The sequence below is a fragment of the Aliidiomarina haloalkalitolerans genome (genome assembly GCF_003987315.1).
Lineage (GTDB): Bacteria > Pseudomonadota > Gammaproteobacteria > Enterobacterales > Alteromonadaceae > Aliidiomarina > Aliidiomarina haloalkalitolerans.
In genome coordinates this window covers 12,429-33,032 of record NZ_PIPI01000009.1, presented here as the reverse complement: position 1 = coordinate 33,032, position 20,604 = coordinate 12,429, and the positions used below count along the sequence as shown (strand labels likewise).

The 20,604-nt window shown below is 48.6% G+C and carries 18 protein-coding genes; 10 read left to right on the top strand and 8 right to left on the bottom strand.

The window, feature by feature from the left end; translation table 11 throughout:
- Positions 1–27: 27 nt before the first annotated feature.
- Together CWE06_RS10905 and CWE06_RS10900 are read right to left on the bottom strand one after the other, a co-directional pair.
- Positions 28–1,041, bottom strand: coding sequence for a helix-turn-helix transcriptional regulator (locus CWE06_RS10905; protein ID WP_126794078.1), 1,014 nt, complete (start codon positions 1,039–1,041; stop codon positions 28–30).
- Between the two features lie 137 nt (positions 1,042–1,178).
- Positions 1,179–2,063 (bottom strand): LysR family transcriptional regulator, encoded by an 885-nt coding sequence (locus tag CWE06_RS10900; RefSeq protein ID WP_241972547.1) that lies wholly within the window; start codon positions 2,061–2,063, stop codon positions 1,179–1,181.
- Between the two features lie 126 nt (positions 2,064–2,189).
- Between CWE06_RS10900 and CWE06_RS10895 the strand changes: the two genes are divergently transcribed.
- The 3 genes from CWE06_RS10895 to CWE06_RS10885 are packed head-to-tail and all read left to right on the top strand — an operon-like array spanning position 2,190 to position 4,607.
- Complete coding sequence (locus tag CWE06_RS10895) at positions 2,190–2,774, top strand: YceI family protein (RefSeq protein ID WP_198679093.1); 585 nt, start codon at positions 2,190–2,192, stop codon at positions 2,772–2,774.
- A gap of 54 nt (positions 2,775–2,828) precedes the next feature.
- The gene (locus CWE06_RS10890) at positions 2,829–3,287 is read left to right on the top strand and encodes a GNAT family N-acetyltransferase (protein WP_126794072.1); all 459 of its coding nucleotides are present in this window, start codon (positions 2,829–2,831) and stop codon (positions 3,285–3,287) included.
- 36 nt (positions 3,288–3,323) lie between these two features.
- Positions 3,324–4,607 carry an anti-phage deoxyguanosine triphosphatase gene (locus CWE06_RS10885; RefSeq protein ID WP_126794070.1) on the top strand — a complete coding sequence of 428 codons (1,284 nt, stop codon included), beginning with the start codon at positions 3,324–3,326 and terminating at the stop codon, positions 4,605–4,607.
- Between the two features lie 51 nt (positions 4,608–4,658).
- On the opposite strand, the gene rsuA is transcribed toward CWE06_RS10885, so the two are convergent.
- Entirely contained in the window at positions 4,659–5,345 is a 687-nt protein-coding gene (gene rsuA, locus CWE06_RS10880; RefSeq protein ID WP_126794067.1) for a 16S rRNA pseudouridine(516) synthase RsuA, read from the bottom strand.
- Between the two features lie 114 nt (positions 5,346–5,459).
- Here rsuA and CWE06_RS10875 point away from each other — a divergent pair, with 114 nt between their 5' ends.
- Positions 5,460–7,034, top strand: a complete 1,575-nt coding sequence (locus tag CWE06_RS10875) for a cryptochrome/photolyase family protein (protein WP_126794065.1) — start codon at positions 5,460–5,462, stop codon at positions 7,032–7,034.
- A gap of 9 nt (positions 7,035–7,043) precedes the next feature.
- On the opposite strand, the gene CWE06_RS10870 is transcribed toward CWE06_RS10875, so the two are convergent.
- Positions 7,044–8,336, bottom strand: a complete 1,293-nt coding sequence (locus CWE06_RS10870; RefSeq protein WP_126794062.1) for a Glu/Leu/Phe/Val family dehydrogenase — start codon at positions 8,334–8,336, stop codon at positions 7,044–7,046.
- Between the two features lie 47 nt (positions 8,337–8,383).
- Positions 8,384–10,402: an NADPH-dependent 2,4-dienoyl-CoA reductase gene (locus CWE06_RS10865; protein ID WP_126794059.1), complete on the bottom strand. Its 2,019-nt coding sequence runs from the start codon at positions 10,400–10,402 to the stop codon at positions 8,384–8,386.
- Positions 10,403–10,605: 203 nt separating this feature from the next.
- Here CWE06_RS10865 and CWE06_RS10860 point away from each other — a divergent pair, with 203 nt between their 5' ends.
- From CWE06_RS10860 to zapE, 3 genes are all read left to right on the top strand, one after another.
- Positions 10,606–11,088, top strand: a complete 483-nt coding sequence (locus tag CWE06_RS10860) for a hypothetical protein (protein ID WP_126794056.1) — start codon at positions 10,606–10,608, stop codon at positions 11,086–11,088.
- A gap of 2 nt (positions 11,089–11,090) precedes the next feature.
- Complete coding sequence (locus tag CWE06_RS10855; protein ID WP_126794053.1) at positions 11,091–12,257, top strand: PQQ-dependent sugar dehydrogenase; 1,167 nt, start codon at positions 11,091–11,093, stop codon at positions 12,255–12,257.
- A 147-nt stretch (positions 12,258–12,404) separates the two neighbouring features.
- Positions 12,405–13,502, top strand: a complete 1,098-nt coding sequence (gene zapE, locus CWE06_RS10850) for a cell division protein ZapE (RefSeq protein WP_126794050.1) — start codon at positions 12,405–12,407, stop codon at positions 13,500–13,502.
- Here the strand turns inward: zapE and CWE06_RS10845 are convergent.
- Both CWE06_RS10845 and CWE06_RS10840 read right to left on the bottom strand, forming a co-directional pair.
- Positions 13,499–14,083: an outer membrane beta-barrel protein gene (locus CWE06_RS10845; protein WP_126794047.1), complete on the bottom strand. Its 585-nt coding sequence runs from the start codon at positions 14,081–14,083 to the stop codon at positions 13,499–13,501. The genes zapE and CWE06_RS10845 overlap by 4 nt on opposite strands.
- A gap of 158 nt (positions 14,084–14,241) precedes the next feature.
- The gene (locus CWE06_RS10840; RefSeq protein ID WP_126794044.1) at positions 14,242–14,577 is read right to left on the bottom strand and encodes a zinc ribbon domain-containing protein YjdM; all 336 of its coding nucleotides are present in this window, start codon (positions 14,575–14,577) and stop codon (positions 14,242–14,244) included.
- Between the two features lie 97 nt (positions 14,578–14,674).
- Here CWE06_RS10840 and CWE06_RS10835 point away from each other — a divergent pair, with 97 nt between their 5' ends.
- Both CWE06_RS10835 and CWE06_RS10830 read left to right on the top strand, forming a co-directional pair.
- Positions 14,675–15,868, top strand: coding sequence for a multidrug effflux MFS transporter (locus tag CWE06_RS10835; RefSeq protein ID WP_126794042.1), 1,194 nt, complete (start codon positions 14,675–14,677; stop codon positions 15,866–15,868).
- 112 nt (positions 15,869–15,980) lie between these two features.
- The gene (locus CWE06_RS10830; protein WP_126794207.1) at positions 15,981–18,152 is read left to right on the top strand and encodes a M3 family metallopeptidase; all 2,172 of its coding nucleotides are present in this window, start codon (positions 15,981–15,983) and stop codon (positions 18,150–18,152) included.
- A 79-nt stretch (positions 18,153–18,231) separates the two neighbouring features.
- Here CWE06_RS10830 and CWE06_RS10825 read toward each other — a convergent pair whose 3' ends face one another.
- Positions 18,232–19,989, bottom strand: coding sequence for a GGDEF domain-containing protein (locus CWE06_RS10825; protein ID WP_126794039.1), 1,758 nt, complete (start codon positions 19,987–19,989; stop codon positions 18,232–18,234).
- Between the two features lie 139 nt (positions 19,990–20,128).
- Between CWE06_RS10825 and CWE06_RS10820 the strand changes: the two genes are divergently transcribed.
- Positions 20,129–20,596 carry a hotdog fold domain-containing protein gene (locus CWE06_RS10820; RefSeq protein ID WP_126794036.1) on the top strand — a complete coding sequence of 156 codons (468 nt, stop codon included), beginning with the start codon at positions 20,129–20,131 and terminating at the stop codon, positions 20,594–20,596.
- The last annotated feature ends 8 nt before the right edge of the window (positions 20,597–20,604 follow it).

Below are 20,604 nucleotides of genomic sequence, written 5' to 3'. Positions count from 1 at the left end.
ATTTACTCGATTTCAGGTTCGAACCAATTATTGCTTTTGATAGTGTTGCCCTGCTTTCATTAGCCTTTCAGCCAATTCAGCTCGCAGTGACTGGGGTTCTACAACCTCTATAAGCTCACCAAAAGACAGTAGCCACCAGCGCAATTGCCAAGAGTCGTCGGCAGTAGCGCTCAATTTGAAACTGTCACCGTTTGCCTCCAGTTTTTGGTCCGTAGCAAGGGGCGATTCTTGTAAATTGCGAGCCACTTCATCGCTATAGATATGGAGTTGCAATGGCAAGGTTTGGCCATTGCTGTAGTGGAATGCACCATTGTGGATATACTTAGTTAACTCGAAGCCATCTGGCATTTGCCGCGTTTGCTCAAGCACTTCTGCTCGTGAAATACGCTGTAACGCAAACTGGCGAACATCTTGGTAATCGTTCACTCGAGCCACAAGATAGGTCACCGTGCCGCGTTGAACCAACCCCAGCGGATGCAAGGTCAAGGTTTTCACTGCGTCACTTTTCAGGCCCCGATAATCCACTTGAATACAGCGCTCATGTAACAAACCGAATTGGACTTGCTCGAGAACTTCCGTTGCTACAATCGGACTTTGTTGCGGCATGAGTTGCGTAACCACAGCAACTTTGTCACGCCAAGTTGCGAGTTTATGTTCTTTTTCAAGTGCTTCAAGATGCGCATGTGCTTGCTGGAATCGAGGAGTAATCGCTTCGAGCACGCTCGGTGGCAGAAGTGATTTGACTGTGCCTTCAATGAGTGTGAGCGATAAGGATTCTGCTAACGATAAACCCGGCAAATCAACAATTGCGTCCTTACTCCAATACCAGCCATATGGCTTGCTTTTGTCGTTACAGACGATCGGGAAGATCCGGCTCAGCTCGACTAAGTCGCGCTCAACACTCCGTTTACTGATACTGAACCCCTCGGATTCCAACCGCTGGGTAATTTCTTTAACTGTATGACCAGGTGCCCGCGACGGCAGCAACTTCAATACTTCCCACTGACGAGCGATGGTCATTCGAGTTCCATTTGCTGACATACAAACTCCATTTTAGTTTGCGTTCCTGTGCTATTTTTCGGCGAAGATTAACTTAACCGAATGCTCAATATTCTCATTTTGCACAATTTTTTACGTTACGCTATGCTTATTTTTAAAATACTCAACCATGCGTCAACTTACGTCGCAACATGATGAAAATGTTCGCGGATCCATCTAATTTTCGGATCATGGTGATAGCGTTGGTGCCAATAAATAAAAAACTTTACGCGTTCTGCGACAAGGGGCTCGGGCAAACGACGAATACACAGCTTGCGGCCAATCGCTATTTTCTCCGCAATACGCGCTGGTAGCGTAAAAATTAAGGTGCTACCTTCTAAAAAGTCAGCAACCGACGTAAAGCCCGCGAGCCGCAATGCGACGGTGCGAGTTAGCTTGTGCTGCGCCAATACATGTTCCATGCTTCCTGGCCCATGACCCGTAATTGAGACCAGCCCATGTGGTTGCGCCGCGTACGCCTCCATGGTGAGGTTTCCCTGTGCCAGCGGATGGCTCTCCGCCATCAGGCACACCACATCCATTTCATCAATTTGTCGGCGATGCAAACTATGCTGGGCACTAAGTGGCGCTAGCCCACTCAAGCTAAAATGAACCTCATCGTTTTCAAGCATCGGAAACGAATCATTTTCTTGACGGACGATTTCGAAACGCATATTCGGTGCCTCTCGGCGGATGCGTTTTATAAGTTGTGGAATATATAGACCAATTTCCATATCAAGACCAGTAATGCGAATTAAGCTATCGTCCGTAGCGGGGTCGAAGTCGGGCGGCTCAATCACGCGTTCAATGTCACGCAGGGCAACATCAAGTTCTTGACGCACCAGTTGCGCTCGAGAACTTAAAACAAACCCCGCCGAAGTTCGCACTAACAGTGGGTCGCCAAGCATTGTTCGCAAACGAGCAAGTGCTCGACTAACCGCAGGTTGGCTCATAGCTAAACGCTCAGCCGCTCGCGAGACATGTTGCTCTTCGAGCAGCACATCCAGCACCACTAACAAGTTCAAATCTAGATTCCGTAGCTTTTGACTTCTCACTATTACTCCGACGCATAGCTTTTATTAATTTCATGCATTGGATGAATATACACCTTTTAGCTAAGCTTGCTGCAACTTTTTTTAGGAGAACCGAAAATGAAATCCATTCACGCACTTTCTCTTGCTGGCTTAATCGCCGGAACCCTTGCCCTAACTGCTCCGGTATCTGCAGCTGACTACGTCATCGACACCGATGGCGCTCACGCTTCAATTAACTTCAAAATCGACCACCTCGGCTTCAGCTATGTCGTTGGCCGCTTTAACGAATTCACCGGTACTTTCACTTACGACGCTGAAAACCCGGCGAATAATCGCGTTGAAGTCACCGTTCAAACTGCATCTGTTGACTCGAACCACACCGAACGTGACGACCATATTCGTAGCAGCGACTATCTCGACGTTGAGCGTTGGAGTGAAGCGCGCTTTGTCAGCACAAGCTACAACGACCTAGGTGATGATCGTGGCGAAATAACTGGCAACTTAACCTTATTTGGCGAAACTCGCGAAGTCACTTTCGAAGTTAAGAAGTATGGCGAAGGCCAAGATCCATGGGGTGGCTACCGCGCTGGCTTCACGGGTGAACTTGCCATCAATGTTGGCGACTTCGGAATTGACTTAAATCTTGGACCTGCAGCACAAACGGTTTATCTCGATTTACATGTTGAAGGCATTCGCCAGTAAACCTAAAATAAAGCCATCGGCGCGGTCGCCGGTGGCTTATTCTTAAGGTTGGCTATGTTCATTTCCCCCGCGCAAACATCCGATATTCCCAAACTTGCTCAACTCGAATACCACGACTACCAAGAAGAAGGCTACCCAAACACCTTTTTCTGGCAAGCTTTAGCCCAATGGCCTTCATTGTTTTTAGTCTGCAAAGAAGCATCCAACTCGGACGCTCCAGTTTTTGGCTATGCACTAGCAGCACCGGCTGAACAACCCCAGCAAGTTTGGATTATGTCACTCCTCGTCGCTCAAGCGGGGCGCGGAAAAGGTATTGGCCGCAAGCTTATGGACGAATTACTAGCTGCCCTAAGCCGTCATGGTTATCACGAGGCTTTGCTTACGGTAGCACCAAACAACCTTGCAGCAGTTAAACTTTATCAATCTCTTGGTTTTGAAGTGACTGCACTGAAAAAAGATTACCTTGGCCCGGCACAAGATCGCTACCTTATGCGCAAATTAATGCTAACCTAAACATCCATTAAAAATTCAAAAGCTAGGGAGTCAGCAATGCAGGATATTTGGCAACAACGTCGTTCTGGGGCTGCGCCAGCTCGTCCAGGTGACCTTCGCAACCCTTGGCAGCGCGACCGTGCTCGCATCCTTCATTCGGCTGCATTTCGGCGCTTACAGTCGAAAACCCAAATTATGAATGTGGGCGAAAATGACTTTTACCGTACTCGTCTGACTCACTCGCTTGAAGCTGCGCAAATTGGTGCTTCACTGATCAATCAGTTTGCCCACAGTGGTAGCGCAGAAATCAAAGCACTGTTGCCTGACGAGAACTTAATGGAAGCACTTTGTCTTGCGCATGATATCGGCCACCCACCATTCGGTCACGGTGGCGAAACTGCATTGAATTACAAAATGCTCGGTTCCGGCGGATTTGAAGGCAACGGTCAAACATTCAGAATTGTCGGTCGCCTTGAAGCCTATCATGCCGAACATGGTATGGATTTAACCCGCAGAACCTTATTAGGGTTGCTCAAATATCCGGTGCTCATGCCAGAGCTTAAGGCCCCTGCGGAGGCTCGCCCTTCAAGCTTAGCGCAATGGAAGCCCGCAAAAGCCATTTACCATGCCGATGCCGATTTATTAGACTGGGTTCTTGCACCTTTAAGTGACGATGATCGCCAACAATTCCAGGCCGTTGAATCACTATCAAAGTCACCTTGGCAACGCTCATTGTTTAAATCATTCGACGCATCTCTGATGGAACTAGCGGATGATATCGCCTACGGTGTTCATGATCTCGAAGATGCAGTGGTCACCGGCACCTTAAATGCCACACAATGGCACCAGCATATGGATACCGTCGTTGCTGACTTATCGCCAGCATTACGTGATCTTGTGCAAGAGCTTAGTGAACAACTTTTTTCAAATGTTCATCACCAACGTAAAAACGCCATCGGTGCCATGGTGAACATTTTTGTGACCGGGGTGACGGTCAAAGTGGTGTTGCCGAACGCTCAAGAGCCGCTCGTACGTTTTAATGCTTGGCTACCCGAGGAAGAACGACGTCTTTTAAATAGTTTGAAAGCCGTGGTATTCGAGCACGTTATCAATGATCCCGCCATTCAACAGTTGCGCTACCGCAGTCAGAATATGCTGCTGGAATTATTTTCCGCGTTTCATGCCGAACCAGAACGCTTATTGCCGCGCAATACGCGAACACGCTGGCAGCTCGCATTTACTGCCGAGGGGCAAGTCTCTGCCGACCGTGTTCTCTGTGACTATATTGCCGGCATGACCGATGATTATGCGGAACATATGTATCGGCGGCTGTTCAGTTGATGGCGAGAAATTAAAACGTAAAGTTGCAAGCTGAGAACACAAATCTCAGCTCTAAAATAGTGCCACTTCTTCTGCAGTTAAGTAACGATATTCGCCAGGCTCTAAGTCACCGAGGGTTAATTCACCAACTTGCTCTCGGTGCAATGCCTCCACGCGGTTACCCACCGCGGCAAACATACGACGAACTTGGTGGTAACGCCCCTCTGAGAGCGTCACTCGTGCCTCATTCTCTGCCAAAATTTCCAGCGTGGCTGGTTTGGTAAGATTCGGGTCGCCGTGAAGCTTAATCCCTTCAGCAAATGCGGTAACGGCGCTGCTGTCGATCGGCTCAGCTAAAGTGGCGCGATAGACCTTGGCACAGGCGTGTTTAGGTGACGTAATTCGATGTGACCATTGCCCATCATTGGTCACCAACAAGAGTCCACTGGTATCTAAATCAAGCCGCCCAACCGTGTGAAATTTATCTGGGTTTGGCAAGTCAAGGTAGACAAAAACTGTCGGATGGCGAGGATCATCGTTGGCACAGATACAGCCGAGCGGCTTGTGAAAGAGAATATAAGTTGGGCCAAGCAACTCGAGTGGTAAATCGTTCCAAGCAACCTGCGCTCCCGTAGGTACCTGAACAGCTCCTTTTTTAACCACCTCGCCGTCGAGAGTCACTTCACCACGATGAAGTGCTTTGGTAGCTTCCTTTCGACTCATTCCAGTCGTTTCAGCAAGAAATCGATCAATGCGCATTACAAGAGAACCTAATTCGAAGAAATAACGTAATCATCGTTATAGTGTACTGAAGCATCGGCGTTCTGCCTATGTAATTCTGTACCACCTTCGACTATAAGGAAGTCTAGCTGTATGTCGTTATGGAATTATCTTGAGCAAATTCCTACCCCACTTCGCCAAAACTATCGCGAGATGCGACTCATTTTAGGTGACCAATTAAACATCCGTCACTCTTGGTTTGAAGACACGGAACAGGTGTTATTTGTGATGTTCGAAATGCGTCAAGAGACCGACTATGTTCGCCATCACCAACAGAAAGTGGCCGCATTCTTTGCCGCAATGCGGGCTTTTGCTGACGTAGTCGGTACCATGGCGGACATCTTATATGTGCGCCTCGACAGTCCGAAAAACCAGCAGAACTTAGTAGAAAACTTAGCAAAGACTGCAAAGGCATTACCACAGCTTGAGAAGTTCTGTTTTCAGCAGCCAGATGAATACCGACTTGCAGAACAACTCAATAAGCTTTCTATTGCAAAGACGAATGAAGTAGTCAGTAGTGAGCATTTTTTGGTCGATCTCGACCAGCTGGAGCAATTTTTACCAACCGGTAAAAGCCCCTTATTGGAAAATTTTTACCGTAGCATTCGGCGAGCGACAGGCTACCTAATGGATGGGGCAGAACCGCTTGGAGGACAGTGGAACTTTGATCAAGACAATCGTCATGCACTGCCAGCCAGCGAAACGGTTCCAACACCGGTGACATTCAGTAATAACGTCGAACACATCACACAAATGCTGCAAGCAAACCATGTTGAGATGCTTGGTAAGCTTGAACCCGAAGCGTTGAACTGGCCAATTAGTCGTCGTCAATCACGAGAACTTTTGCAGCATTTCGTTCGCCATGCCTTACCAAAATTTGGCTTGTACCAGGACGCGATGAGCACCCGTGGCTATTTACTCTTTCACTCGCGGCTATCATTTAGCTTGAATACAAAAATGATCACTCCCCGTGAAGTGGTCGAGACTGCGATTGCCGAATTTGAAAGCAACCCACAAGCAATTTCCTTGGCACAAATCGAAGGCTTTGTTCGTCAGATAATCGGTTGGCGTGAGTTCGTGCGTTTGATCTATTGGCGGGAAATGCCCGCCTACAAAGAACATAACTTTTTTGCGGCAAAGCGCGACCTGCCTCAGTATTACTGGACCGCTGAAACGAAAATGAACTGTCTGCAGAAGAGTATTCAACAATCACTCGACTATAGCTATGCACACCACATTCAGCGCCTAATGGTCACGGGCAATTTTGCTTTAATAGCCGGTATTGACCCCAACCAAGTTGATGCGTGGTATTTAGGTATCTATGCGGACGCCATTGAATGGGTCGAGCTACCGAACACTCGCGGCATGAGTCAGTTTGCTGATGGCGGCTTAATTGCTACAAAACCATATGCAAGCTCTGGCAACTACATCAATAAAATGAGTAACTATTGCCAAAGCTGCTACTACGACGTGAAACTTAAATCAGGTCCGAAAAGCTGTCCATTTAACAGCTTGTATTGGCATTTCCTCAATCGGCATCGCGACCAATTAGCAGCAAACCCGCGTATGGGTCTCATGTATCGTCAGTGGGACAAGCGCCCTGCCGAAGAGCAGGACGCTATTTTACAACAAGCGGATACATGGCTCGTGAACCTTAACGAACTGTAACAGGGTCAATTACTCTGGGTTGAACTCGGCGTGCGTGCCTCGAGCATCCATAGCTTCCGCAATTCGCTTAATGCCTTGCATGTAGGCGGCACTGCGCAGGTCGAGATCTTCGTTTTCAGCAAGCTCGAAGCAAAGTTCGGCCTGACTGCGAATCAACTCCTGCATGCGCTGTTGTACCTGTTCTGCCGACCAATAATCAGCACTACGGTTTTGCAACCACTCATAATAACTAACGATTACGCCGCCGGTATTCACAAGGACATCGGGTAACACCGTTACTCCTTGCTTTTGTAGCATAGGATCCGCATCGGCTGCCACTGGGCCATTCGCTATTTCAAGTAGCCACTTGGCGCGAACATCTTTCGCGTTGTCTTTGGTAATCTGGTTCTCCATGGCGGCCAAAGCCAGAACATCAACGTCGAGCGCAAGTAATTCTTCATTACTCAGCGATTCAACCGTATGTTTATCGTTCTCAGCGCTCACCCCTTTGAGTTCACGGGTCTTGCGTTTGTGCGCATAAATTGCTGGCACATCTAGGCCTTGATCACAGTAAACAGCGCCGCTCGAGTCTGCAACCGCCACCACTGTAAAACCAAGTCGCTCTGCAGCACAGGCAAAATAGTAACCAGCATTACCGAGCCCTTGAATCGCAATTTTAATCGTTTTGTTATCTTTTTTCTGGCGCTCGGCCCACAAGTCTAAGACTTGCGCCGCGCCTTCGCCGGTCGCTGCTGTACGCCCGCGTGAGCCACCCAATGCGACTGGCTTGCCAGTAATCACAGCAGGGCTGCGTTGACGTTTGATAACATCGTATTCGTCGGCCATCCAGCCCATGACCAGTTCATCGGTATTCATGTCGGGGCCAGGAATATCAACGTCAGGCCCTACCACATCCGCCATCGCCCGCATATAACCGCGCGAAACACGTTCAAGTTCGAATAAGGAGAGCTTTTTGCGGTCAACTCGCACCCCACCTTTAGCGCCACCATAAGGCAAATTGACCACTGCGCACTTAATTGCCATCCAGAAACTGAGTGCGATAACTTCGTCTCGACTCACGCTCGGATGAAAGCGAATTCCGCCCTTCCCGGGGCCACGGGTGACATCAAACTGAACACGCCAGGAACGAAACACCTGCAACGAGCCATCGTCCATTCGCACTGGAATAGCTGCTTCGACAACCCGGTGCGGCAAGCTCAACCGCTGGCGTGTGTCAGGGCAAACAGATAAGCGTTCAAACACGAGGTCTAAACGCTCTTGTGCTTCTTGAATAACCTTTGGAATATCACTTTGCTGTACCATCGTTGCTCCTTGTTAATCGGTTTCTTACGGTGGTCACATACTGGTGCTTAAATTTGCGCAGCTAATTCGGCTCCTTGTCGTATGGCCCGTTTAGCATCGAGTTCAGCGGCAACATCCGCGCCACCAATGAGATGCACAGGGATACCAGCATTTTCCAACGGTTGCTGTAATGCACGTAATGGCTCTTGTCCTGCACAAACAATAATGTGGTCAACTTCGAGTAACTCACTCTCACCGTTACGTTCAATTTCCAGTCCTAGTTCAGTCACCGCTTTGTAAGTGACGCCATTAAGCATCTTCACACCTTTATGCTGCAGCGTGGCTCGGTGCACCCAGCCGGAGGTTTTGGCAAGCCCACCACCCACTTTCGTGGTTTTGCGTTGCAACAGATAAACTTGTCGCGGCGACGGGTCTGGTAGTGGTTGGGTTAATGCACCACGGTTTTCATAACTTGTGTCGATACCCCAAATACCGTGCCATTCAGCACTATTGAGCGTTGGTGATTGTGGCGTCGTTAGATATTCAGCGACATCAAAACCAATGCCACCGGCGCCAATAATTGCCACTCGCGGACCAACCTCTTTGTGATCACGCAAGACATCGAGATAGCTCAAGATCTTCGGCGAGTCAGCGCCAGGTAGGTTCACCGAGCGAGGTACAATACCGGTCGCTAGAATGACCTCGTCAAATCCGCTTTGCAATGACTCTATGCTTTGCTCAGATTGCAAGTGCACATGAACACCAGCGTCCTTCAATCGATTACCGAAATAACGAATAGTTTCATGAAACTCCTCTTTGCCCGGAATCTGTTTGGCGTAGTTGAATTGACCACCGATTTCGTGGTTACGGTCAAACAAATGAACTTCGTGGCCGCGCTCCGCAGCAAAACAGGCAAAACTCAGCCCTGCAGGACCGGCACCAACAACAGCCAAACGCTTTGCCTTTTGAACCGGTGTCATCACCAATTCAGTTTCATAAGCTGCTAATGGGTTCACTAAACAGCTGGCTCGACGGTTTTCGAAAACATGGTCAAGACAAGCTTGGTTACATGCAATACACGTATTAATGCGATCCGCCTGTCCGAGCTCGGCTTTCTTAACGAAGTCGGGGTCGGCAAGAAACGGTCGCGCCATTGACACCATATCGGCTTCATCATTTGCCAGTATCGACTCAGCAACATCCGGCGTATTAATGCGGTTTGTTGCCACGACCGGAATCGACAGCTCTTGTTTTAAGCGTGCTGTAATCCAACGAAACGCTGCTCGTGGAACCGATGTGACGATGGTCGGAACCCTGGCTTCATGCCAGCCAATCCCGGTATTGATAATGGTGGCGCCAGCCGCTTCAAGCAGTTTCCCAAGCTCGATGACCTCTTCGAGTGTACTGCCACCTTCGACCAGGTCGAGCATCGACAGACGAAAGATAATGATAAAATCATCGCCAACGGCTTTTTTTACCGCTTGCATGATTTCGAGCGCCAAGCGCATGCGGTTCTCATAACTACCGCCCCACTTGTCTGTGCGCTTATTGGTGCGTTGGCAAATGAATTGGTTTATCAGATAACCCTCTGAGCCCATTATCTCGACGCCATCGTAACCGGCTTTACGGGCTAATTTAGCGGCGCGGGCATAATGGCGAATGGTTTGCAGAATTTGTCGTTCGCTCATCGCTGATGGCTTGAACGGCGTGATTGGCGCTTTGATGGCACTCGGGGCAAGACTGAAAGGATGATAGGCATAACGGCCGGCATGCAAAATTTGCATGGCAATTTTACTGCCTTCGGCATGCACGGCTTGAGTCAGCTTGCGATGCTTCGCCACCTGCCAAGGGTAGCTCAATTGACTGCCAAATGGCGTGAGACGCCCACGAACATTAGGGCTTATCCCGCCCGTCACAATTAAACCAACCCCACCGCGCGCTCGAGCGGCATAAAATTCCGCCAGCTTATTGAAGCCTCCGCGCTCTTCTTCAAGGTTGGTATGCATTGAACCCATAAGCACTCGGTTCTTCAATATTGTGAAGCCGAGATCTAGGGGCTCAAGTAATTTCGGGTAATGCTGGTTCATGCAGTAACGTCCTCTGGTCTTACCTCTTTTATAGAGTCACTGTAGCTGCAGAACGAAAACCGAGCAAGCACACCTGTTCGCTGAAACGGTTGAAAAATCACGACCATATTCACTTGAAACTGGCTTATCCCAAGGAAATTAGGTACTTTAAGGGATTCAATAAGCGTTTCGAACGCAAAAAATTATTTTATAGGGTTGCACACATGCGAACGCGGCGGCGAACATTGAGTTATTTGCTAGCCTTTTTTCCTGCAGTTATTTTGGCCGGGATTTTAGGATCAATTATTCAAACCCAGTTTAATCTGCTAGCGATTGGACAAATTGGTCCTGCGATTGATTTTGCTACTCGACTCGAAACAACGCTTTACGATTTGCAGCATTTTGGGCCTGTCTATACCGCCATTATTTTCGTGGTCTTTCTCCTTGCCCTCCCTGTTGCTCACTTAGTAGTTCGTGTGCAAAAACGTCAATTCTATGCTTGGTGTGCGGTTGCCACTGCGATTGGACTTTGGGTAGCGTTTCGCTTAATTGACCATTTTGCCCCCATGCCTACTTTAATCGCGGCGACACGAACGACTGCTGGCACTTTATTGCTTATTTTCAGCAGCTTTATGGGTGGGCTTTTCTACGCGTGGTTAAGTCGCATTTCACGGCGTTACTTGCCGCGCAGCCGTGCAGGGAACTAATTATGCTTAAACCACTTTTCCATCATCCGGCTCGCCTGTTGCCCTTGTTCCTGCTCTGCACAGTTGGTCTGTCAGCGAACTTAGTCATCGCAGACGATGGAGACTATGAGGAACAGCTGACAGAACTGCAATCAGGCTTTGAATATACAGAACTGAGTCAGGAAATAGCTTTTCCATGGTCACTCGCGGTGTTACCGAATAGCGAGCTCCTCGTTACCAGTCGTGCCGGAGCACTTTGGCATCTAAGCGCAGAAGGTATTGTCATTAACAATGTCATGCCCGAATTGCCAGAATTATGGATTGACGGTCAGGCTGGCCTATTTGATATTGCCTTACACCCCGATTTCGATACCGAGCCGTTTATCTATTTAAGCTATGCGTGTGGTTCTTTGCGTGCCAACACCACATGTTTAAGTCGCGGCCATTGGAATGGCAGTGAATTACAAGATATCGAACCGATCTTCCAAGCCTATCCATTCAAGCGCGGCAGTGCCCACTATGGTGGCAGAATTGCTTTTTTACCCGACAATACCTTGCTATTGACCTTAGGTGACGGCTTTGATTACCGCGAGCGCGCCCAGCTCCTTTCTGACCATTTAGGCACTACTGTCCGCATCGAACTCAACGGCGAGGTTCCTAGTGATAATCCTTTTATAGCCAACCCAAAAGCCCTTCCTGAGATTTTCAGCTATGGCCATCGCAATGTGCAAGGTGTTGCTTGGCATCCTCAGCTTGAGCAACTGTTCATTAGCGAACACGGTCCCCGCGGCGGCGACGAGATTAATCGATTGCGTGCCGGTGGTAATTTCGGTTGGCCACTAATTACCGGTGGCGTCGACTACACGGGCGCCCGTATCACACCCTATCGCGACTTGCCGGGGCTTCATGGCCCTGAAGTTGAGTGGACACCGTCCATTGCGCCAAGCGGTTTAATTGTTTACCAAGGCGATGAGTTTAGCGACTGGCACGGTGATCTTCTTGTGCCAGCTTTGGCTGGGAAGCAGGTCGCAAGAGTACGCGTTAACGACACGGGAGCGGAAGTGATCGATATTCTCTTTCAAGACTTGAACGCACGTATTCGCGACATCCGAGTCGAACCGGCAACGGGTGCGCTTTTATTACTCGTCGACGCAGCTGAAGGTAAAATTATCCGCGTAACGAAAAAATAATTTTTTGTGATCCAAGCTGATTCTTAGTTCGTTTTAATCAGTGACCAAAGGTTTGCCGGCCTCTGGTCCGCTAGCAACGAGCTTGAGCCAGCATCCCCTGCTGGCTCTTTTTTTAGCTAGCAATCGGTTAGTCTGAGAATATCGAGCATGCTTGTATACTACACCCAGCAAATCAAAAATCAGCGCATCCAATTCGACCCACACCAGTTTCTCGTGCTGTGGCAATTACAACGTTTGAACCTCGCTCTCACTATAGGTACCACCGTCCGCGGCTTGTACATCTGCGGTCAAGTTGGGCGCGGAAAGACTATGCTGATGAATCATTTCTTTGCGCACTGCCAAGAACCGCAGAGAATTCGCATGCATTACCATCACTTCATGCGGCGCGTGCACCAAGACCTCAATCAAACAACTGGTATTGAGGACCCATTGAGTCATGTCGCGCAAGCATGGGCTCGGCAGTATCGAGTCATTTGTTTAGACGAGTTTTTTGTCGAAGACATGGGCGACGCAATGCTGCTTGCGAGACTGTGGCGGGGGCTATTCGCGGCTGGCGTAACCTTAGTTACAACATCGAATACCGAACCCAAAGACCTGTATAAGAATGGTTTAGGCCGCGACCGTTTTCTACCGATGATCGCCCTCCTAGACCAACATTGTGAACTGGCAATGCTCGATCAGCCGATTGATTATCGTCGTAACAATACCGACAAAAGTCCTTTTTATCTCCAAACCGAAGCGCCGGGTTCAAAATTAGTGCGCGAGCAATTCGAGCAGCTAACTGGCACACCGATAGCGAAGAACGGTGCACTTTCGATACTTGGGCGTGACATTGAATTCGTTTGGCGAACCGAAAAAAGTATCGTGTTTACCTTCGCACAAATCTGTGAAGGTCCGCGTAGCCAGCGCGACTATATCGAGCTGGCAAAACGCTATTCGACTATCGCCATTATCGCTGTGCCTTGTTTCGACTTTATTCCTGCCAAGGAAATTGTTCATGGCGTTGAAGAAACCTATCAGCGCGAACATGTTATTCAGCAACAAAGTACGCTTGATGATGCAGCCCGACGATTCATGGCCTTAGTTGACGAGTGTTATGAACAGCAGTGTTTGGTGCTAGTGTCGAGCCAGTTGCCAATTGATGAACTATATCAAGGACGGCAACTCGCAACGCCATTTGCTCGCTGCGCATCGCGTCTGCACGAAATGCAAACGTGGGCGCCACCAGCACCGGACTGTAATTAGAATCGCAGCGACAAACCCAAACGCAGTGATTGGTAATCATCACCTGAGGTCACATACTCGAGCGACGCTCGCCAGTTGCGAGACAAGCGATAGCCAACACCTGCGCCATAGATCAAGTCGGTCGAGCTGTAGCGAGGTAGCTGCTCCTGTGTGTCGAGTGTGGTTCGCGCAAAGCCTAAGTTTGCAAATAAGTATGTACTGTCGTTGATATCAATTTCAGGCACGATAACCAACTGAAAACTTTCCATGTCGCCTTGCTCACGCAAAGCAACAAGGGTGCACGCTTCTTGAGCTGGCGGACAGGCGTTTTGGCTAGTCATTTGGGCACCGAATTCATAGCTGGCGCGAATACTTAAGTGCGGCGTTGCGAACCATGAAAGCGAGCCAACAAAGCTAGTTTTACTTTGGTCAGTTACGCCATACCATGGTGTGCCAGAGGTTTCACGGTCCAATGACGTTCGTGCAACATTGGCACTAAACATCCAGTCTTTTTCAAAAGCCTGAGCACTTGCTTGGGGAGTGTAGCTAGTCAGCCCACCTACTGCTGCGAGCAATAATGAGGTTAGAACAACTTTACGCATGCGTTTCTCCTCTTATTCGTTACACCACTATTCGGTCTAATCTTAACGTTAGTGGAATTTTCTAATTTATCCAATTCTTGTGCCGGACTCAGCGAGTCACGAACGGCAACTCGCTAAACACGAGAGTTTAACCGTTCAGGTCTCTGCCACTTACACGATTAAACTTTTTTTACGAATTCAGACTTCAATTTCATGGCACCGATACCATCAATTTTACAGTCGATATCGTGATCACCGTCGACTAAACGAATATTCTTAACTTTTGTTCCCACTTTAACGACCAACGACGACCCTTTAACCTTCAAGTCTTTGATGACAGTGACGGTATCGCCGTCTTGTAAGAGGTTGCCATTTGCATCGCGGATGCCCGCTTCCTGCTCTGCTGCTGGTTCGTCTGCAGACCACTCATGGCTACATTCTGGGCAGATAAAAAGAACGCCATCAGCATAGGTATACTCAGAAGTGCACTTCGGACAGTTTGGTAAACCGCTCATCTCATTTTATCCTTATTTATCAAGAAGTGGCCTATAATGCCCGAATTGACAGAATTTCTCTATACAACTTGTGGTTCGATTAAAGGTGTACCGAACTATGTCTGCTTCTTCCCAGCCCATTCGTGGTTTTGCATGGTTACTCGCTGCGCTTGTCGCGTTAGGTCCGCTTGCCATCGATGCCTACTTACCCGCCATGCCCGAAATGGCGGTAGACTTAGCAACGTCGCTGCATAACATTGAAATTACGCTGAGTGTATTTTTAGTGGGGTTTGCTGCTGGGCAGTTATTTGGTGGGCCATTCTCTGATCGCTTTGGTCGCCGACTCACCATTTTGCTGGGTTTAAGTGTCTTTATTCTCGGCTCAGCAGCAATTGCTCTGGGCTCAAATATTGAGCTTCTCTGGGTTGGCCGTGTGTTGCAAGCATTTGGCGGCGGCATGGGCGTGGTAAATACCATGGCTGTGGTGCGCGACCGTTACTCCGGCAGCGCCAGCGCTCAGATTCTATCCCAGATTGTAACGATTATGATGGCCGCGCCACTACTTGCGCCATTTATTGGCGCTGCCTTGCTGTTAGTCAGCGATTGGCGCAGTATCTTTTGGTTTCTTGCTGCCTATGCGGTGATTCTCTTGGTGCTGCTCCGCCGTTTTTTACCAGAGACACGGCGCATTGAAGAATCCGTGCACACGCTTTCGGTTTGGCAACGATACAAGTCTGTTCTATTGAATAAGCGTGCCGCTGGCTTCCTCTTCGCGGTCGCCTTTAGTAATGCGGGTATGTTTGCTTTTTTAACCAGTTCACCAGGGGTATACATGGGCTATTACGACATTAGCCCGACACTTTATCCGGTGCTTTTCGCGCTCAACATCATCACCCTAAGCCTTTGCAATCAAATCAACATCCGTCTGCTCAAGCGCTTCTCACCGACTAAAATCCTCAAGCGCGGGCAAGCTTTACAGCTCTTCGTCGGTGCCATCATGCTCGCACTCGTCGCTTTCTTCTCGCTACCTATCTGGTTATTGGTGCCACAAATTATGGTGTTCGTTGGCTTACAAGGTTTTGTTGTAGCGAATGGCATGTCGGCGGTGACCGATGAGTTTCCATTTAACTCTGCAACCGCAACTGCCTTAATCAGCGCCAGCGGCTTCACATTAGGAGCAGTGACCGGTTCTGTGAGTGCATTACTCAGTGATGGCTCGCCACTTGCAATGGTAGGCGTCATGGCCTGCTGTCCACTGATCGGCATCAGTTTACGCAAACTTTTACATCGAAAGCCGATAAAACAAGACTAAAAGCATATTTTCTCCCATCAAAGCCACTGCAATTTGTTTAATTTTGTTGCATACTCGGGGGCAAACTGCACCTAGATAACAATCGTTCAGAGAGGATATTCCCGTGCATACCATGCAAAAAACGTTATTAGCGTCACTTATCGGCGCAACACTCGCTATCACCGGCTGTGCTGAACAGGCACCGTCAAACTCGGTTAATGAAACCGCACAAGTCAGTGAATCTTCAGCCGGAGTTATGAACGACAACCCATTCTTCCAACCTTTTGCCCTGCAATATGGCGCGCCAGATTTTCGGATTATCGAAGATGATCACTTCCTACCAGCATTTGAACGCGGTATGGCAGAGCAAATGGCTGAAGTTGAAGCCATCGCCAACAACCCAGAAGCACCGACGTTCGAAAATACGTTAGCCGCCATGGAGCGTAGTGGTGAGTTACTCACTCGTGTTTCGCGGGTGTTTTACAACCTTGTTGGTACCGATAGCAACGAACAACGCCGTGCAATTCAGTCTGAACTAGCGCCAAAAATGGCAGCTCACTCAGACAATATTAACCTGAATGCTGCATTATTTGAGCGTATCAATACGATTTACGATCAACGCGAAGAGTTAGGCTTAAACGACGAACAAAAACGTCTCGTTGAAGTTTATCATCAGCGCTTCGTTCGTGCTGGCGCACTCTTGACTGAAGCTGAAAAAGAGCAAATTCGTGCACTAAACGAAGAGCATTCACGTCTGACTAACCAGTTTGCCCAAAACTTGTTAGCTGAAACTCGTAATATCGCCGTCATCGTCGACACGGTTGAAGAGCTTGACGGCTTGTCACGTTCGCAAATCCAAGCCGCTGCCAATGCAGCTGCGGAGCGCGGTCATGAAGGTAAGTACTTACTCAGCATTACGAACACCACGCGTCAGCCTATCTTAACCCAATTGAACAACCGTGAATTGCGTCAACGCGTTTGGGAAGCATCTGCTTACCGAGCGCAATCAGGTGAATTCGACAACCGTCCAATCGCTGCTCGTTTAGCACAGATTCGCGCTCAACGTGCTGCACTGTTGGGCTATGACAGCTGGGCTGATTACAACCTAGAAACTCAAATGGCGCAAAAGCCAGAAGCTGTATTCGAAATGCTTGGCAGCATGTTGCCAGCGGTTGTTGCTAACGTTCAAGCCGAGCAAGACGCCATTCAAGAAATGATTCAGCGCCGTGGTGGTGATTTTGAAGTTCAGCCATGGGATTGGGAATACTACGCTGAGTTTGTTCGTCAAGAGCTATACGACCTTGATGAAAGCGAAGTTCGCGAATACTTCGAGTTCAACCGTGTATTGCACGATGGCGTGTTCTACACCATGAATCGTTTCTATGGCATTACTTTTGAGCCACGCCCAGATTTACCAACGTATCACCCAGACGTTGAAGTCTATGAAGTATTTGATCATGACGGCACTAGCTTAGCTATCTTCTACGCTGACTACTTTGCCCGTGAAGGCAAGCGTGGCGGCGCTTGGATGAGTTCGTTTGTTGGTCAATCACATTTACTCGACAGCAAGCCAGTGGTTGTTAACGTGATGAACATTCCAAAAGCACCTGAAGGTGAGCCGACATTAGTCAGCTATGACCACGTGACCACGATTTTCCACGAAATCGGTCATGGTATTCACGGTATGTTCTCAAACGTGACTTACCCAACCTTAGCAGGTACATCGGTATCACGTGACTTCGTTGAGTTCCCGTCAACCTTTGAAGAAGACTGGGCTGCGCATCCTGAAGTGATCGGTAACTACGCCAAGCACCACGAAACCGGTGAACCAATTCCAGCCGAATTGCTCGAGCGTGTTATCCAGTCACGTAGCTTTAACCAAGGTTTTGATACCTTAGAGTACATCTCGGCTTCATTGCTAGATATGGAATGGCACTCACTCTCTGCTGACGCCGAGCTCCAAGACGTCAACGAGTTTGAAGCCGCGGCACTTGCGAAGCATGGTGTTGACCTAACTGCGGTACCACCACGTTACAAAACGACTTTCTTCAGCCACTCAATGGGCGGCGGCTACTCTGCAAGCTACTACGCCTACATGTGGAGTGAAATTTTGGCAGCGGATGCATTTGCATACGTGCAAAGCCAAGGTGGTTTAACCCGTGAAAACGGTAACCATTATCGTCGTAACATTCTTGAAGTAGGTAACTCGCGTCCAACCATGGAATCGTACATCGAATTCCGTGGTCAAGAGCCGACCACCGATGCGTTATTAATTCGTCGCGGTTTAAAACTTAGCGTCGAATAAGCTCCAAGCACTATGAAAAGGCCCTCACTTCATCATGAAGTGAGGGCCTTTTTTATCCACGCGCACTATTCCTTGAAATTTAATAGCCGGGAATAACGCGATTCCGACCAGCATTTTTTGCTTCATAAAGCAAACCATCGGCGCGAATTAGCAGTTCGTCATAGTCACTATCTTGCGAGCCAATTTCGGTCACCCCTACTGAAATAGTGACTTGAAAGCTTTCTTGATTGAATGTAAACGCCTGAGTTGCGACCAAATTTCGGATTTCTTCAAGTAAAGTTTGAGCCTGCTGTAATTCAGTATGCGGTAAAATAAGACCGAACTCTTCGCCCCCTAATCGAGCAAAAATATCAGCCTTTCGAATGCGTTTTTTCACCCGCTCACTCAGCCTGACAAGTACGCTGTCGCCTGCTGCATGGCCGTATGTATCATTCACTTGTTTAAAGTAGTCAATGTCGAAAATTGCCAGACAACAGGCATTTTTTCGCCGTTGCCAATCACTAAAGCTAGACTCGAGTTGTTCCACAAAGAAGCGCCGGTTGTAGATTCCTGTCAAACTGTCGGTCATGCTCATACGCTCTAACTGGGCTTGGTAATTCTTTTGCTCGGTAATATCGCGAACGGTCCCGATTAGAACTGGGGAGCTTGCTAGCACGGTATAGTCGGCGAGCTCATGCACCCAACGAATCTCACCGCTAGGCAATACAATGCGGTGTTCGACATCAAACGCGCCGGTTTGCGGTGCTGCCTCCTCGCACCGGATTACCTCCGGAAGATCATCAGGGTGAACAAAGCTTCGAAAGGCGTCAATGGTACAATTAAACTCACCTTTCGTGATGCCGAAAATTTGATAGATCATATCAGACCAATAAAGCTCGCCTGTTTCAACATTCGCCCGCCAATAACCCAGCTGGCCAATTTGCTGCGCCTTTTCTAGTGAACGTTTTTGCAGTTCCAGTTCATTCTGAAGCTCTTTTTCTGTTGTTGTATCAATAACTTGGCCATACCAAGAGATTGAGCCGTCGTCATGGCGCTCAGGGATTGCATAACCAGTGACCCACTTGCATTGGCCATCAAAGTTTACTCGATACTCGCAAAACCATTCTTCATTTAGTGCTTGGGACTCGGAAATTGAAGCTCTAACTCGCTCTCGGTCATCCGGGTGAATCGCCTGAATAATCAGTTCGCCATTCTCTCTGACCTCTTCGGGTTTCAATCCATAAATTGACTCAATGCCTGCGCTTGTATACGGAAAGCTAGCAACACCGTTGGTATCAATATGGTAATGATAAATAGCCCCCGGAACAGTAGCGGCTATTTTTTCTAGGCGCTCGTGTGCAGTCATTGTTCGCGAGATATCGGTTATTGAACCAAATAAGCGGTCAACCCTGCCGCGTTCATCTTTATTTCCCGCGCGTGTGCGGTCGCGCACCCACATGTATTGGCCACACCGATTTCGTAACCGATAGGCTCGACTCAAGGTACCCTCAGCCCCAGCACGCATCCAGTTAGCGTAATCATTAAGCACAGTGGACTTATCTTCCGGATGCAACACATCTTCATACCACGACTGTAAGTTCGAAAACTTACTTTCCGCATAACCTAGGGTATCCTCTATGTCGGAATAGATTTCGAGCTCCATGGTCGGCAGATCAACCGAATAGAGAATGGCAGGAATACTCTTGATCAAGTTTTCGAGCCGATCGTGACTGGTGCGCAATTGCTGCTTTAGTGCTCGAAGTTGATCAATGTCTATGTCCGAGTCAGCCGAGCGCTCGAGGTCAAGTTCAGCTTCTGCAAAATCGCTTGGTTGGGGTCCAACATTCTTTTTTGCCATGCCTTTGGCCTATCGCTCACTTTGAAGGTTGTCGTCTTTGTTTTTAAAGTTAACGAGCAATCTGCAATAGTGCAAGGTTAATGTTAACTCACTAAATTGTGCTAGCATACGAACCAAATAACATTGTTCTGGATTAAACATGACCGGGAATTATCTGCTCAACCTCTACCACAAAACTTTAAAGCTGCCGTTCGGCCGCCAGCTTTTCTCGATGATGTTCGCACGTAAAGCGCCTTATTTTCGCACGATTAAACCAACCATCACTGAGCTTCGCGAGAATTTCTGTGAACTCACATTTAAGCACCGTAAGTCGGTCTGCAATCATATTGGTACGGTGCATGCCATCGCCCTCTGTAATGGCCTGGAAATGGCCATGGGAGCCGCCGCTGAGGCATCAATTCCGAAACATTTGCGGTGGATTCCGAAAGGAATGAATGTGCAGTACACAGCCAAAGCCAATAGTGATATCCGCATTACGGCAACGATTAATCCTGATGACTGGGCTCCTGGCGATTTGAGTGTCGAGGTAGTCGGTTATCGTGCCGATGACACGGTGGTGATTCGTGGTGAAATCATCATTTATGTTTCACCGAAGCAGAAACCGTAGTCACGCTC